Here is a 14,392-nt window from a genome sequence, read left to right on the forward strand (position 1 = left end):
AAATTAAAAACTAAACAAGGAATTTATAGATTCTTTTAAATAAGTATAAAATCCTTTGTTCTTTTTATTCACTAATGAATTTTCATGTTTAATTCTAATATTGTCTGCTGCTAAATGTTTTATTATCAAATTTTTATTTAATTCATCTGCACTACCAAGTAAACCTTGAGAAATTACACAATCTTGTCTGCATTCATTTTCAAAATCAAAATCTATGTTACCTGTATTAAAATCCATTTCTTTTGGACCATAATAAATTCCTCTAGGTTTCAAAATCAAGGATAAGAATTGTTGTATTTCCATTCCTGCCAAACTCAAACTAAAACCAAAAACATTTTCACCTCTATTAATAAAATGATTTTTTGGTAAGCCTTTAATATAATTAGGATTGTCCAATTCTCCAGACATTTCCAATGCAGCATCTTCAGGTTTATATTGCCCTAAACATTGCATACAGATTCTTTCAGGTCCAATTGTGTGAGCCTTCCATCTAGCTTGATCTATATTAGATAAATCTTCCATTGGGTTTGTATCAATTCCACCATCAATTACTGGTATTAAATTCGCAAATGATAAACAATCTAAAGTGTATCTCGGCAAAGGCATATCTACACAAGAAAATAATATATCGCAATCTAGAGCTGCATCCTGTCCTTCTTTTTCAGTAATACTAAATGGGACAGCATTAATACTTAAATCTGAAATAAGCTCGGTACTTAAAAGACGTTCTTTAAGAACATCTACTTTAAATTTGCCTACATCTACCCTATTTACTGCTAATAATCTATCTAAATTTTTCAATTCAACTACATCAAAATCTATAAAGGTTAAGTTTTTTATACCAGTTCTTAGAAGAGCTTCAGCAACAATGGAACCAACACTACCTAATCCAACTATTCCAATTTTTAACCTAGTAATTTCATGCTGCTTTAAATCTCCCCAAGATGAAATAGTACGTTTAAACTCTTCTCCGAAATTAGATTTTGGCAAAACATCGTCACAAAAATATGTTTTTAGAGACTTCCCTACTACCCTTACAGATTCACAACAATAACGTTCATAAGTATTTGGAGCTTCTTTAATCCAAAAGCGAGCACTCCAATAGTTATCTGTTCCAAGTGTCATTCCAATTAATGGTAATCCAGTTACTGCCTTAACTCTTGGTGCTAACATTTTCTCTGCTTCAATGTCATCAAAGCTCATTCCTTGCCAACCCGGATAAGGATGGCTATGGATAAAACAGATTCCTAAATTATTAGCTAACGCATAAGAAGTCACTTTATCAAAATAAACTGAATTAAAACTTACGTTTCCATGTACATTTCTGTCCCCGAATTCTGGCAAAATCATTTCATTAATCACTCCTGTTTTCCTTGATTTTCCAGTAGACAACTTATAAAATGCAAAACATAAATCTTCTTGACCATCCTCTCTAATGAGGTGTTCAAAAAGTATCCTATTGACACTTTCTGTCATTGTTATGCTATATTTCATTCGAAATCTAATAATGTTCTTAAAAATGCTAAATAATCATCTGCAGTCATTCCAGAAGTCCATCCTTTAAATGGACGACTCCAATACTGAAATTCAGGTGTTGGAACTTTTCTGTCATGTATTCCACCAAAAGGATGCACTCCTCCACCTCCAGTAATTGGAAGTATATGTGGTTTAATATGTGGTCCTGAAGGTGGTAATAAAGGAAATTGCTGACCTTGTAAAGCTATTTCAATTTCTTGCCCTTTAAACCTTCCTAATGGTACGATAAACTTGAAGCACACAAAGTTATTTGTGTGCATCCAAGTTTCGAGCCCTTTGTTTTGCAACTGACTCATCAACTCTTGATTTCCCATAACTATGAAACAGTTGTAGGTTCAAGCTTGCAAGAACTAAATTTAAGACCATTTTTAATAGCTATTTTATGTTCTCTGTCATTCTTATAACTAACTTCTTTATGTCCACTAATCTGTTTTAAATAAAACCCATTAGCATCTTTTCCTGCAGCAGTTAATATTTCATTTGGTGTCATGAAACATTCATCGACTTCTAAGGGTTCATCATCAACATAAATTATTAGCATCTTATAAGGTTTAGCAAAAAAGCCTTCAATCCCCGCACCTTTTAAATCAATTTTTTCATCTAATTGAAGGGGCTCGAAACCTCTTTCGTTTACCTTAATTAATAATTCATAATCTTCTACAGGTAATAAATTTGCGTTTTCTAAAATTTCTTTTCCTGTAATAATTGCGTCAACAGTTTCAAATTTTTCTCTGTTAACTTTGTAAATAAAATTTCCCATTGGAATAATTGTATTAAATATTAATGTTCTCATTTTTTCTGACAGCATGAGAACAGACACTGTTTTTGACGTATCTGACAACAAAACTTGTGTAATATTTAAAAAATCATTACCATTGTATACAGTACAAAGGGAGTTATAAGGTGGATAAGCCTTATATTATAGAGTCCGTCAAAACTTTAAATCCCATTTTATAATCCAATTTATTGTTCAAGCAATAGATTGGATTTTTTATTTCTCTTATCGGCTTATTTTTTTAAGATTAAACATATATTATCTTACCCAACCCAGCATTAATAGTTTATTCATATTACTATTGATACCAGATTGTATTAATTTATTACTATCCAATTTATTAATTTCCATTTTTCTAATTTCTTCATCTAATGGCATATAATTAATTGCTACTTCCTCAACTTGATTTTCTAAATATTTAGATAACGTGTCGAAGTCGTTTGCTGTGAATCCTTCAGTTTGATTATCAATATCATATTCGAAAATCAATGTATTATTCTCTAAATCAGGTTGGGCTGTATTCATAAGTATTTCAGCTCTTTTAATTGCTTCAATTTCCCAAAGTTGCAGCTCGTCATCTGCTACTTTTGTACCTATTGAAGAATCAACCTCTATTCGGATTTCTTCCCTTATTTTTATATTAGAGTGCAGAAAGTTCCTATCTGCTAACAACCTAGATACCTCATTGTAAACTTGTTGTTGTCCTTTTGTATCTCGTATTGTCACTATCATAGTAAAATCTTGATTTAAAACTTCACCATCTTCTTTTGATCTTGTTTCTGCAAATTCTCTATATTCCCCCTTTATTATAGTATACCATTTTCTTCCTTTGGCTAAACTGTCTCTTTGTCTAGCAGCTGTCATTTCATCTAGGTTTATTGAGTATTTTTTAACAGGCTGATATTTTTTACCGTAATTTAATAGCATTCGTTCTCTAGCATAATCACTAGATGTATCCTTCTTATAAGAGCTACCGTAGTTCGAATCTAGTATTACATTTTTTGGATCGTCCGGACCTATTGGATTTAGAATATTGGATTTGGTAGTATCTCTATTCTTTATGTCATCATATGTACCAAATTGTAATTTGAGATTTGATTGGCAGTATTCAGCTCCTTGTTTCTCCCTTAAAACAGGTTGTGCTACCAATGTTATTTTAACTTCACCATAAAAGAAACCATTCTCATCGATTAAGCTTTCAGGAAAGGGGAAATCAAGAATTTCTATAAATTCTCCTTTGTTTATGTTCTCCTGTAATATTAAAGTAATTTCGTGTGGGTCATTATAGATAATATCATCAGCAGATGAAGCAACTCCAAAACCCATTTGATTTACTTTGTCGCTTATTGAGAAATTAATTCCTAATGGATATTTAGCTGAATGAATGGCTAGTGCCTTTAATAACGTTGGATTAAAATTTTCTTTTACTTTAAAGTTCAGTTCTGATAACAGTGAAGTTACTCTGGGTGTAGAAAAACTAGTTCCAATTATTTTTACCATGCTGCCATCTGGTGCAATAGCTTTTACACCATTCTCAACTCTTCTTCCTCCTTTCATTCCAGCATTACCTCCATATGAGACTAAATCTGGTTTGATACTATTAGCAGGACCTGGACCAATTCTAGTAAAAGGTGATGGATGATTTACTTCTGCAATATCACTTTCATTTTTTGAATGCGTTAGTGACCCTACCACAATTGAACGCATTGAGTCTCCTGACCTAGCAACCCTGCTCTTAGGAAAACCACTCTCAAAATTTCTGCAATTTCCTATAGACTTGCAAATAATTACTTCATTTGATATTTGAATATCATCTAAAGCCTTACCGAAATCTGAAAAATCACTTAAATCCGATTCAGATCCTGTACCTAAGGAAAGGTTCCAAATTTTAATATCAGAATTATTTTTTATTGCAGTTCTAATATTTAAGATTAGTTCATCTTCATCTATACTCTCCTTTTTGTCATCAGGAAATACTGTTGCATCAAAGAGTTTACACCCTGAATTACCTGTCCAATTTTGACCTTCCAATTCATCACCATAAATAATAATACTTGAAACACAAGAGCCATGAGTTGGATTTATTAAATCCTCTGGGTATGACGAATAATTTCTATCAAGAAGCCAAGGTTTTAGGTATTTATTTTTAGCGATACCAGAATCCAAAACTCCAATAATAGGATACTCTTCATCCGCAATTGGTTCTTTAACCTCAAGCGACTCAGTAGTTTCTAATAAATCCATGCCAACACTATATTTGGGCATAAACGTTATAGATTCTAAGGCTTCAAAATCACTTATACTATCTAATTGTGCTTTGGTAGCATTTTTGAGTTTAAAAATTATTAAGCCCGACGAATAATTGCTTTCTATAATATCTAAATTCTTTTGCTTACAGTATTTTTCAAATGAGGCCTTGACCGCATTATTTATTTCGTAATTTAGAAAATCTATTAGTGAAATTTTAACCGTCTCATTTTCTTTAATATCTGCAATAAACGGTTCAAATACTTTTACAGCCTCAACAGCAGAAATAGCTTTAGGATTTTGGCTATAGTTTTTGATATTTCTCTTTATCGCATTATTATCTTCAATACTGTCTACTTTCACAATAGCACTATTGGAATTTATAAAACCAATTATATTATTCTTTGTAAACTGACCATTAAATAATTTCTGAATGTCTTTTCTGTGTGATTTTGCGATAGCATTATCATCAATATCTACACGCAAAGTTGCCGGAATGAAACTCCTTGCATTATCACGAGTATTAAAAAAACTATCCAATTCACTTAAAGGCTCCAATAGACTATTTGCTCTAGATATAAGTTCTTCACCTTCAAGTTGCCATTTTGGTGGAATATTACTATTCATGCCTTCAACTCTTCTATCGTCTATTTTTTGTCTCTTTTGAAAGAGTTTTATTGGTAAATTTTTCTTAGCCATCTTACTCTACATTTAATGCGTTTCTTACTTGTCTTATTGAAATATCTAGGTAATTAGCTATTTGTTTTTGAGGTATATGACTCTCATTTAAAAAACGTATCATTTCCTCTGGCGTAAACCTGTTGTTATGTTTGTATTTGAAGTATTCAGAAAAAATTTCATCATATTCAAATTCTTTATTTTTAATGATCGAATTATAAAATGCACTATTTATAATCTTAATTATTTCAGAATGCGAGAAATCATTTAAATAAGAAGACAACATATCAAACTTCTTGTCTTCAATATCCAATTTAGAGTCTACTTTATTAAAATAGCTCCCTATAAGGTTCTTAATTTCATCTGAATTTGGTTTGTTTACATTGATTACTTTTTCAAATCTTCTCCAAATGGCACTATCTAACAATTGTTCGTGATTTGTAGCAGCAATTAGAATACCTGTTTCTAAAAAATCGTCAATATTTTGAAGCAAACTATTGATTACCCTTTTTAACTCTCCTGTTTCATGATTATCGTCTCTTGCTTTAGCAATTGCATCAAACTCATCAAGAAATAATATGCATGGTTTACTTTTTGCATAATCAAACAATTTTCTGATATTCTTTGCGGTATTACCTAAAAGTGATGATATTAAAGAATCAAATCTAGCAATTACTATAGGAATATCTAATTCTTTAGCAATATGCTTAGCTAAAGTAGTTTTACCACATCCAGGTGGGCCATAAAGTAATAATGATAAATTCATTTGCAGTCCTTTACTTTCTATTTCATTTTTTGAATTAACCAGAGAAATAAAATTATTCACAGGGTTTTTGATACTATCAGAAAGTAAAATATCTAACTTTATATCTTGAGGTAAAATGATGTCAGCAATATTTAGCCTTGTATCATTATCTACGGGCGCGTCAAATAATTGATCTTTAAATACAGGAATACCTGTTGAACCTTCAATAGTTTTAATAATCTTATCTGCAAGTTTATCCGCCCCATCTTCTCTTAACTTTTTTGCCAAGTGCTTAGAATAGCTGATAACCTTCTTTGGATCGTGATTAAGACCACCTTCAATTATTTTAATGAGCTCTGTATACATATATCTGTAATATTATTTTAAATTTACGTTACAAATATAACTATAAATGTAATAATAAAACATAACTTCGTAATTATTTTTTTAATTTTCGTAATATTTATTTAACAGAGTGTAATAAATTTTAATTATTTTGTTGTATATGAAGACTTTAAAGCACCACTCCACAGAAGTAGAGCTCGTCCCTTCTCAAGACATCCTTTTTTTAAAAAGAGCCTTATAGAATTCCATTAAAATTTTCTTTATCACATTTATTATTTCCGTTCCCAACTCTCTCATCGTTTTTATATTATATGATTAAACTTTTCCATATTACAAAAGCTAAAACTTGATAGGATTCTAACTTTTGATAATACTTACTTTCATCCCTATTACTCAAAAACCCAAATTCGACTAAAATCGAAGGACAATAGGTCGTTGTTCCCCTTAGCACTTGGAAATTCCCAAACTTCACACCCCTACTCTCAAAACCCATTTCTCTTTTAAGCGCAGCTTGCAATTGAAAAGCCAACCAAGTTGAATCATCTAAATAATGCGATTCACTATTAGATACATATACTTCAATTCCTCTAGCATTCGGATTATTCGAATGATTACAATGCAGCGAAATAAACAAATCTGCATCCAAGGATTTGGCCAATTTAGTCCTATCCAATAAAGAAATAAGCGTATCACTATATCTCGTCAAATAAATATCCATTGGTGTTTCTGAATTTTCGTTAAGGCTCAAAATTTCCAGAGCAATATTCAATACTACATCCTTTTCTTGGATGCCATTTATTCCGATTGCACCAGAATCTTTTCCACCGTGTCCAACATCAATTACAATTCGTTTTTGAGCTACTGTTTCCTGTCCAAAAATGATACACATTTTTAGAAGCAAAAGGACAAAACTGACGTTTTTGAAGACTTTTTTCATTTTCAATTTTTGGGTTATTAACAACCTCCTTTCAAAAATTCATAGAATTTGATACCAAATAATAGCAACGGAATTTAAACGAAACTAAATAATATTTTATTCACAATTACTTGATTATCAGTTATTTATAATCAAATATATGTAAATTTCCAATAACGAAAACAAGACATAATTTTAAACTGTTACGTTATGAAAAAATCAATCTATTTAGCGACTATCCTATCCTTCCTCTCAACATCACTTTTTGCTCAAATTGGTGGTATTGAGAATTCAGTTAATGATGTATCAAACACCATTCGAACCATTTTCCCCATCATTCTGGGGGTAATTTTCCTAATTGGTTTCCTGTTTAATGCAGGACACTTCTTTGGAGAAAATACAGACCTCAAAAAAGGAATTACAAGGGTTCTTGTATTTGTTTTAATCGCTGGGGCAGTAGTAGGCATTTTTACCTACCTAATAGGAATCGTAGTCTAAGCCTCTAAGAGGCATTTTAATACAAACAGTACTTATGAAAAAGTTCGAGATTTATAAAAATATCAGAAAACAAGCAATCATTTTTGGGCTGCCCATTTCCCTGTTTGCTTTGATCATGGTTTCCATTCTTGCTTCGCTTTTGGTCATTATTTTCTCTTTCAGTTTCGGGATGATAATAGGTGCTCTGGTTTTTAATGCTGCGCTCTATGTGGCATTGACAAGAATTACCCACAACCCACAGATTTTTCAAACGTCTAAGGCTTTCCCAAAAATTATAAGTAATAAAAGAAATTCAGGCATCTATTATGTACAAGATTAACCTATCGGCATATCAGCCCATTGCAGATATTCAGAAAAATATCGTCTTTGCCAATAATGGCAACGTGGTTTTGTGCTATGAAGGTAACTTACCAGAAATCTATTCTCTGTCGGAAAAGGATTTTGAGGATATGCACGGAGCTTGGTTTCAGGCATTAAAATCTTTGCCTGTTGGTACTGTAGTCCATAAACAGGATATCTATCTTAAAAAATCATATACTTCAGAAGAGCTTCCGAATACGACCTTTCTCGAAAAGGCTACACACGAACATTTTAAAGGACGTGGACATATCGAACACAAATGCTATTTGTTCTTTATACTGACAAAAAATAAGGCACTTAATAATCCTAAATATGTCAATCCTTTCCGAAAAGTTTCAAAGGGAATCGTACAAGAACTGGATGACAATATCAAGAGTTTCTCCAACTCGGTAAGCGATTCTGTTTCCTTCATCAACAATAGTCGAAAGATGGATTTCGTTTCGCTTAAAGCGGAAGAAATTCAGCAGCTGACAAAAAGTTACTTCAACGGGTTTAATGAGGGCTTTGATACCGATATTTTACTGGATAAGAAAAGCGTCAATATTGGAGAAAACCATTTTGATGCCCTGGCCATCAATAGCGAACTGTGCTTTGGCGAAAGTGTACAGAGTAGCATAACCAATGAGAAATTCACTTCAGACGATTTTGTATTTCAACAAGGGTTTATTGATGGTCTAGGGCTTACACTAAATGAAAATCACATTGTCAACCAGATTATTTATCTAGACGACAAACATAAGTGGCGCAAGCTGCTCGATAAGAAAATCGAGGAACTGAAAAAGAGTTCCAATTTCGGTTCACAAAACAAGGTGGTACTTGGAAAGATCCAGCAAATCCTCGACCAGATCAATGCCGATGATAATGCACGGATTATCCGCGGTCATCTCAACATTGTGTATTGGGCGAAGGAAGCCAAAGACTTGGATAAAATTACTTCTAAAATAAAGACCGAGTTTAAAGAATTGGATATCATCCCTTATTATCCAAGAGGGGAAGAACGCAAGAATTATATACTTAACAGTTACTGCGGCTTCTCGTCAAATTTTTCCAATGAAGATTTATATGTAACCGATTTAAAACATGCACTTTGCTTGTTCATTAATAACACAAACTATAAGTCCGATGCTACGGGAATCATCTTCAATGATAGGGAACACAATATTCCTGTGCTTAAGGATGTATGGGACGAACGCAAAAAGCGAATTAAGGCACGGAACTTTGCCATTTTCGCACCTACAGGCGAGGGAAAATCCTTTTTGGCCAATAACATCCTGCGTCAATATTTTGAAAGTGGCGTTCGCCTTGTCATTATCGATTTGGGCGGTTCTTATACAAAATTTGCCAAACTCTATCCTGAACAATACGCCGTACTACGTTATGAAAGTGGAAAAAACTTGGGAATTAATCCATTTTATATCAGCAATCAAAATGACTTGTCTCCTGAGCGTCTTGAAGATTTATCAGTATTCTTATTTGAATTGTTTGCATCCGACTTAAAAGTGACCAAGGCACAATCGGTATCTATCAAAAAGATATTACGTCATTATTACGACAGCACTTCAGAACACCATTCTTTGGAAGGTTTCTATGAATTTATCGAAAAGAATCAGAAGGATCTTCTAAACACCCTTAAAATCCATCCCGACTACTTCAATGTTACAAACTTCTTGCACGTAATGTCCGAGTACGTTGGTGATGGTCTATATAGTTTTCTGTTTGAAGTAAGCGAAGACCAGACCTATAAAATCGAAGACAAACGATTGATTGTTTTTGAACTGGATGAAGTGAAGGACAATAAGGAAATTCTGTCTGTAATGTTGAAGCTGATCAAATCAGCCATCCAAAGAACTATTTGGAAAAACCGGGCTGAAAAAGGCATCATCCTTTTCGATGAATTTGCCAAGCAGTTGAAGTTTGAAAACGTATTGGAAAGTGTTGAATTCTACTATCAAGCCATCCGTAAACAGAATGGTGCGATTGGGATTATCCTACAATCCATAAATCAGCTTCCAAATAATTCAACATCCGCAAGTATTCTCGAAAACACACAGGTCATCTACAGCCTCAATAATGAAAAAGGGTATTCCGAATTGGCTAAAAGGCTCAACCTTTCCAGTCACGACTTGAATCAATTAAAGTCCATCAAAAACAATCTTTCTGGCCATAGGAAGTACACCGAAATGTTTATCAAAATTGGAAAGGAAAGCAACATTTTCAGGCTCGAAGTTCCCAAAGAAGTTTATGCAGCATATCTAACCGAGGGACAAGAAAACGAAGCCATAATGGCGATTTATAAAAGAACCCAAAATATGGAACAGGCCATAATAGAATTCACATATAAAACATAATATTATGAAGACTAAAATTAAAACAATCTTGTTGGGTCTAATCCTTTCGATTGCCCTTTTATTGCATGGCGGTGCTACCGCCCAGGGAATGCCCACTTATGACAATACCAATTTTATCAGCTTGGTAAAACAACTGATAGAATCAGGAAAGCAAACCGCAAACATTATCAAGACCGTTCAGTTCTTAAAAACACAAAAAGAAAATATTGAAAAGGTCAACGATGTGGTTAGACAATTAAAAGCTGTCCGCGAAATTGGAAGGAACAACCAACGACTTATCCAAGTGATGCAAAATGATTTGAGGGATATTCTTGATAGCCCTTATATCAAACCCGATGAAGTGGCCAGGGTATCAGAATCGTTTACTGCTATTGTAGAAAATTCTTTGGACACAATGGATTTTATAGATGAAATCCTTTCTAGTGATTATTTAAAAATGAGCGATGCAGAACGCGCTGAAATACTTAAACAAAAAGAACTGGAATCGAAAGAAATGGTTTCCAGCATTATTGTAAAAACCAAACGATATAGAGCTATCATTTCCTTTAGGAAAATGCAGGATAAAATCAATAACCGCGAAACAGAATATTAGCGATGACCGCAACCATCATTTTAGGAATCGGACTGGAATATATCGACGCGGTTTTCCAGACCATACAGGACAGTAGCTTCTCGCAGTACACTATTGCGGGAATGAAGACACTTGCTGTGTTGTTCTTTCTAGTCAATATCCTTAAAAAATACAATGAAGGCATTTCGGATAAGGACGGTTACACTTGGGGTTTGAGTCCGGGCGAACTGGCTAAAAACTTTTCTGTGGTGCTCTTGGTTATATTCTCTACTCAGATATTGGGCTTCTTTGATAGCATTCTAGTTTCCATAGAAGCACAATATCGCGGAACTGCTCCTGCACTACTCCCCTTACAAATGCAGGACATTCCAATAGAAGCGGATATAAATCTTATAGATGCTGCTAAAAATGCAATGACATTGCTTTATGAAGCTTTGGTCACACCGCTGTATGGTTTTAAAATATTTGCTTTTATTATAAGCATCTTCCTTTGGATTTTGGACTTGTTTATTTACCCCCTCTTTCTTGCTGAACGTTATTTCCTTTTGGGCATCATGCAAGCCTTTTTTCCTTTGGTTATAAGCTTAGCGGTATTTGAGAAATTCCGATCCTTAGCCTATACATTTTTCAAGTTGTACGCTGCGGTTTATATGCTTGTGCCCGCCTTCTTTTTGGTCAACATATTTATCAATGCAATCTACACTGAAATCAATACTAATTTCTGGACGAATCTTTTCGGAACGGATACTGGCCAGGGCTTTTTTGCGCCTGTTATGCAGCTTGGGTCAGTTGGCTTCATTGTCTTCCTGAAATTTAAATTATACATGCGAGCTACATCCTTCACCCTCAGATTATTCACCAACTAATTCAAATCAGAATGAAAGCACCTTATAACAACATTTACAACATCTTAAAATTAAACCGGTTCATCGTGCTAGCGGTTGTGATTTTTGCTTTTTTATTCAGCATATTCTCATTATGGATGGCATTTAGCACGAATAAAAAAGCGCTGAACAGTGCTTTTGCAATCAATACAGATGGAAGTATCATTCCGTTGAAGCTCGTTACACAAAAAGAAAATTTTAAGGTTGAAGCTTTGGCGCATTTAGAATTGTTCCACAATTACTTCTATAATATCGATGCTAGTAACTATGAGCGGAACTTAGAAAAGGCGCTATGGTTGGGCAATAGTTCCGTGGATAACCTCTATCGTCAGAAAAAAGCTGATGGTGTCTATAATCGATTATTACAGTATTCACTGGTTCAAAAAGTGCTGAGTATAGATTCACAGATAAATGAAAATAATAGTTCTTACAGTTTTACAACTACAACCATTTTTGAAATCAATAGAGGTTCCATAATCGACACCTATGAACTGGTTTCCACAGGAAGCCTGATTATGGTCGACCGAAACTTCCCAAACAATCCACACGGATTATTGATTACCGATTACTTCGAAAACACCTTAAAAAAGCTGAACTATGAAAATTGAAAACCGACCCGCCTGACCACATTCGGGCAGGTAATCGGCATTTAAAAACCCACAATTATGAAAATAGAAAAGAATAAAATTGTCTTCGCAGCAGTATTGGCTGTAATTTTTATATTCCTTATTTCCTATACAATTTTGGTTATGGGAGATGACGAAAGTGAAAATGAAAACCTTGAACAGACTCAGATACCAGACTTGGAAGAAAACCAAAAAGAGTACGATTCTAAATTGGATGCTATCAATGATTTAAAGGAAGTCCGTGAGAACAATGCGCCGAGTATTTACGATGAAAAACTGATTGATTCCCTTGGTTATTATGATCCAGATCTGCCAGAGCGTGAAAAAGAGCGCATTGTAGATAGCATCTATTCCGCAGGGAAAATCAAATATTCTGAATCGACCTATCAGAATCTTGGGGCAGGAAAAACAGTTCCCAATAAAATTCAAGAAATAGATTCTGAAGAAATAAAACGGGAACAGAAGATTGAAACCCAGGAATTAGGTTTGGAACATCAACTTTTCTTTGCCGCCTCGCCCAAATCCAATGACATTTCAAGTATCGGGAATACAGATGAAACAATCTATGTAGTTGTCGATGGCGATCAAGTTGTTAAAGTCAATAGCCGATTGAGAATGCGACTTTCAAAAGCTGCAATGATCAACAACAAGCAAATGCCAAAAAACACCCCTGTTTTTGGATTTATTAGCTTTCAGCCCAATCGTGCTTTAATAGAAATCGAGAATATCAATCATCATCCTACAAAACTTAAAGCCTTCGATTTACAGGATGGTAGTGAAGGTATCTATGTGGAAAATAACTTTCGGGCAGAAGCTACCAATGAAGTATTGGATGACATTATTGGCGATATCAATATTCCGAGTGTTCCTCAAGTTGGTGGAATTACCAAAGTTCTAAAGCGCAATAACCGAAGCCTGAAAGTGACCGTTCTGAACAATTACAAACTTATTCTAAAACCAAAACTATAAACACATAATGTGTTTTTAAAATTTACTCTTATGAAAAGATATATAATAACTTCAATTTTTTTAGCTACTTGCAGTTTTGCACCTCTTCTTTGCTCGGCACAAATTACAGAGCAAACACCCAAAGACCTCGATACCATTTATGCCAATGACACCAAAAATGTAGCGCTCTTTTTTCCCGAGCCTATACGACAAGGGATTACTGGTTCAGAGAATTTTGTATTTTCTTACAACCGTGAAGAAGAACAGAATTTCGGACTGCTTCAGGCAAAGCCGGGAAAGGAAAGCAATCTGTTGATTATCAATAAAGATGGCTCAATTTTTTCGTATATTGTAAGATATAAAGAGCATCTTTTAAAGCTCAATTATTTCATTCCCTTATCAAGTAGAATCGGGAATGAAAAGCCATTGGTAACCGATTCAATTGAGGTAATAACTTATGAAGAAAGTATAGATAATAAAACGTATTATTATCAGAAATTCTCTTCTCATCTTCTTGACAGACAACAGCATATTGGTCGGATTAAGAAGCGAAATGAAGGCATTGCGTTGAGCGTTGAGAATATTGTTTTCAATAAAGAGGAACTCTACTTCGTTATCCAGATTGAGAATAAATCTACCTTAGATTACGATTTGAATTTCTTAAACCTCTCGATTGAAACAAGACAAAAAGGGAAAAGGAAATCATTGCAACGACTAAATAAAGAACCTCAGTTTCGATATAATGTGCCTTCCCGAATTAGTGAAAACGAAACGGTGAGATTGGTATATGTGTTGCCCAAGTTTTCATTATCCAATGATCATAGGGCAATTTTAGAGTTGAATGAAAAGAATGGCGAACGTAATATAGAACTGAAAATATCGCATAGATATATTAATAATCCAAATTGATAATAT

14 protein-coding genes are annotated in these 14,392 nt (G+C 33.8%); 8 read left to right on the forward strand and 6 right to left on the reverse strand.

Annotated elements, in window-relative coordinates; translation table 11 throughout:
• Nucleotides 1–3: 3 nt before the first annotated feature.
• The 6 genes from BLT84_RS01170 to BLT84_RS01195 form a co-directional block, all read right to left on the reverse strand.
• Entirely contained in the window at nucleotides 4–1,494 is a 1,491-nt protein-coding gene (locus BLT84_RS01170) for a ThiF family adenylyltransferase (RefSeq protein WP_091262277.1), read from the reverse strand.
• On the reverse strand, nucleotides 1,491–1,850 hold the full coding sequence (locus BLT84_RS01175) for a hypothetical protein (protein ID WP_091262279.1): 360 nt from the start codon (nucleotides 1,848–1,850) through the stop codon (nucleotides 1,491–1,493). Before BLT84_RS01175 ends, BLT84_RS01170 begins: the two co-directional genes overlap by 4 nt.
• A gap of 2 nt (nucleotides 1,851–1,852) precedes the next feature.
• A complete protein-coding gene (locus BLT84_RS01180; RefSeq protein WP_157717879.1) occupies nucleotides 1,853–2,329 on the reverse strand; it encodes a multiubiquitin domain-containing protein in 477 nt (158 codons plus the stop codon).
• 240 nt (nucleotides 2,330–2,569) lie between these two features.
• The gene (locus tag BLT84_RS01185) at nucleotides 2,570–5,257 is read right to left on the reverse strand and encodes a S8 family peptidase (RefSeq protein WP_091262283.1); all 2,688 of its coding nucleotides are present in this window, start codon (nucleotides 5,255–5,257) and stop codon (nucleotides 2,570–2,572) included.
• Nucleotide 5,258: 1 nt separating this feature from the next.
• Nucleotides 5,259–6,347 (reverse strand): AAA family ATPase, encoded by a 1,089-nt coding sequence (locus BLT84_RS01190; RefSeq protein ID WP_091262286.1) that lies wholly within the window; start codon nucleotides 6,345–6,347, stop codon nucleotides 5,259–5,261.
• Nucleotides 6,348–6,633: 286 nt separating this feature from the next.
• Nucleotides 6,634–7,263 (reverse strand): N-acetylmuramoyl-L-alanine amidase, encoded by a 630-nt coding sequence (locus tag BLT84_RS01195; protein WP_091262287.1) that lies wholly within the window; start codon nucleotides 7,261–7,263, stop codon nucleotides 6,634–6,636.
• A 189-nt stretch (nucleotides 7,264–7,452) separates the two neighbouring features.
• Between BLT84_RS01195 and BLT84_RS01200 the strand changes: the two genes are divergently transcribed.
• Genes BLT84_RS01200 through BLT84_RS01235 form a run of 8 tightly spaced genes read left to right on the forward strand, consistent with a single transcriptional unit; the run spans nucleotide 7,453 to nucleotide 14,386 of the window.
• Nucleotides 7,453–7,740: a hypothetical protein gene (locus tag BLT84_RS01200; protein WP_091262289.1), complete on the forward strand. Its 288-nt coding sequence runs from the start codon at nucleotides 7,453–7,455 to the stop codon at nucleotides 7,738–7,740.
• Between the two features lie 34 nt (nucleotides 7,741–7,774).
• Entirely contained in the window at nucleotides 7,775–8,059 is a 285-nt protein-coding gene (locus tag BLT84_RS01205; protein WP_091262291.1) for a hypothetical protein, read from the forward strand.
• Nucleotides 8,046–10,448 (forward strand): TraG family conjugative transposon ATPase, encoded by a 2,403-nt coding sequence (locus BLT84_RS01210; protein ID WP_091262294.1) that lies wholly within the window; start codon nucleotides 8,046–8,048, stop codon nucleotides 10,446–10,448. Before BLT84_RS01205 ends, BLT84_RS01210 begins: the two co-directional genes overlap by 14 nt.
• A gap of 4 nt (nucleotides 10,449–10,452) precedes the next feature.
• Nucleotides 10,453–11,040 (forward strand): conjugal transfer protein, encoded by a 588-nt coding sequence (locus BLT84_RS16205; protein ID WP_091262296.1) that lies wholly within the window; start codon nucleotides 10,453–10,455, stop codon nucleotides 11,038–11,040.
• A gap of 2 nt (nucleotides 11,041–11,042) precedes the next feature.
• Nucleotides 11,043–11,885: a hypothetical protein gene (locus BLT84_RS01220; protein WP_091262298.1), complete on the forward strand. Its 843-nt coding sequence runs from the start codon at nucleotides 11,043–11,045 to the stop codon at nucleotides 11,883–11,885.
• An 11-nt stretch (nucleotides 11,886–11,896) separates the two neighbouring features.
• Entirely contained in the window at nucleotides 11,897–12,511 is a 615-nt protein-coding gene (locus tag BLT84_RS01225) for a conjugal transfer protein TraK (RefSeq protein WP_091262302.1), read from the forward strand.
• A gap of 57 nt (nucleotides 12,512–12,568) precedes the next feature.
• Nucleotides 12,569–13,498: a conjugative transposon protein TraM gene (gene traM, locus BLT84_RS01230; protein WP_091262304.1), complete on the forward strand. Its 930-nt coding sequence runs from the start codon at nucleotides 12,569–12,571 to the stop codon at nucleotides 13,496–13,498.
• Nucleotides 13,499–13,528: 30 nt separating this feature from the next.
• Entirely contained in the window at nucleotides 13,529–14,386 is an 858-nt protein-coding gene (locus tag BLT84_RS01235) for a DUF4138 domain-containing protein (RefSeq protein WP_091262306.1), read from the forward strand.
• Nucleotides 14,387–14,392 lie beyond the last annotated feature (6 nt).

Source organism: Gillisia sp. Hel1_33_143, assembly GCF_900104765.1.
GTDB lineage: Bacteria > Bacteroidota > Bacteroidia > Flavobacteriales > Flavobacteriaceae > Gillisia.

Coding starts and splice junctions, on each gene's coding strand:
- BLT84_RS01190 (WP_091262286.1), bottom strand. CDS start 6,347: ATGTATACAGAGCTCATTAAAATAATTGAAGGTGGTCTTAATCACGAT.
- BLT84_RS01235 (WP_091262306.1), top strand. CDS start 13,529: ATGAAAAGATATATAATAACTTCAATTTTTTTAGCTACTTGCAGTTTT.
- BLT84_RS01200 (WP_091262289.1), top strand. CDS start 7,453: ATGAAAAAATCAATCTATTTAGCGACTATCCTATCCTTCCTCTCAACA.
- BLT84_RS01220 (WP_091262298.1), top strand. CDS start 11,043: ATGACCGCAACCATCATTTTAGGAATCGGACTGGAATATATCGACGCG.
- BLT84_RS01195 (WP_091262287.1), bottom strand. CDS start 7,263: ATGAAAAAAGTCTTCAAAAACGTCAGTTTTGTCCTTTTGCTTCTAAAA.
- BLT84_RS16205 (WP_091262296.1), top strand. CDS start 10,453: ATGAAGACTAAAATTAAAACAATCTTGTTGGGTCTAATCCTTTCGATT.
- BLT84_RS01225 (WP_091262302.1), top strand. CDS start 11,897: ATGAAAGCACCTTATAACAACATTTACAACATCTTAAAATTAAACCGG.
- BLT84_RS01170 (WP_091262277.1), bottom strand. CDS start 1,494: ATGAAATATAGCATAACAATGACAGAAAGTGTCAATAGGATACTTTTT.
- BLT84_RS01180 (WP_157717879.1), bottom strand. CDS start 2,329: ATGAGAACATTAATATTTAATACAATTATTCCAATGGGAAATTTTATT.
- traM (WP_091262304.1), top strand. CDS start 12,569: ATGAAAATAGAAAAGAATAAAATTGTCTTCGCAGCAGTATTGGCTGTA.
- BLT84_RS01175 (WP_091262279.1), bottom strand. CDS start 1,850: ATGGGAAATCAAGAGTTGATGAGTCAGTTGCAAAACAAAGGGCTCGAA.
- BLT84_RS01205 (WP_091262291.1), top strand. CDS start 7,775: ATGAAAAAGTTCGAGATTTATAAAAATATCAGAAAACAAGCAATCATT.
- BLT84_RS01210 (WP_091262294.1), top strand. CDS start 8,046: ATGTACAAGATTAACCTATCGGCATATCAGCCCATTGCAGATATTCAG.
- BLT84_RS01185 (WP_091262283.1), bottom strand. CDS start 5,257: ATGGCTAAGAAAAATTTACCAATAAAACTCTTTCAAAAGAGACAAAAA.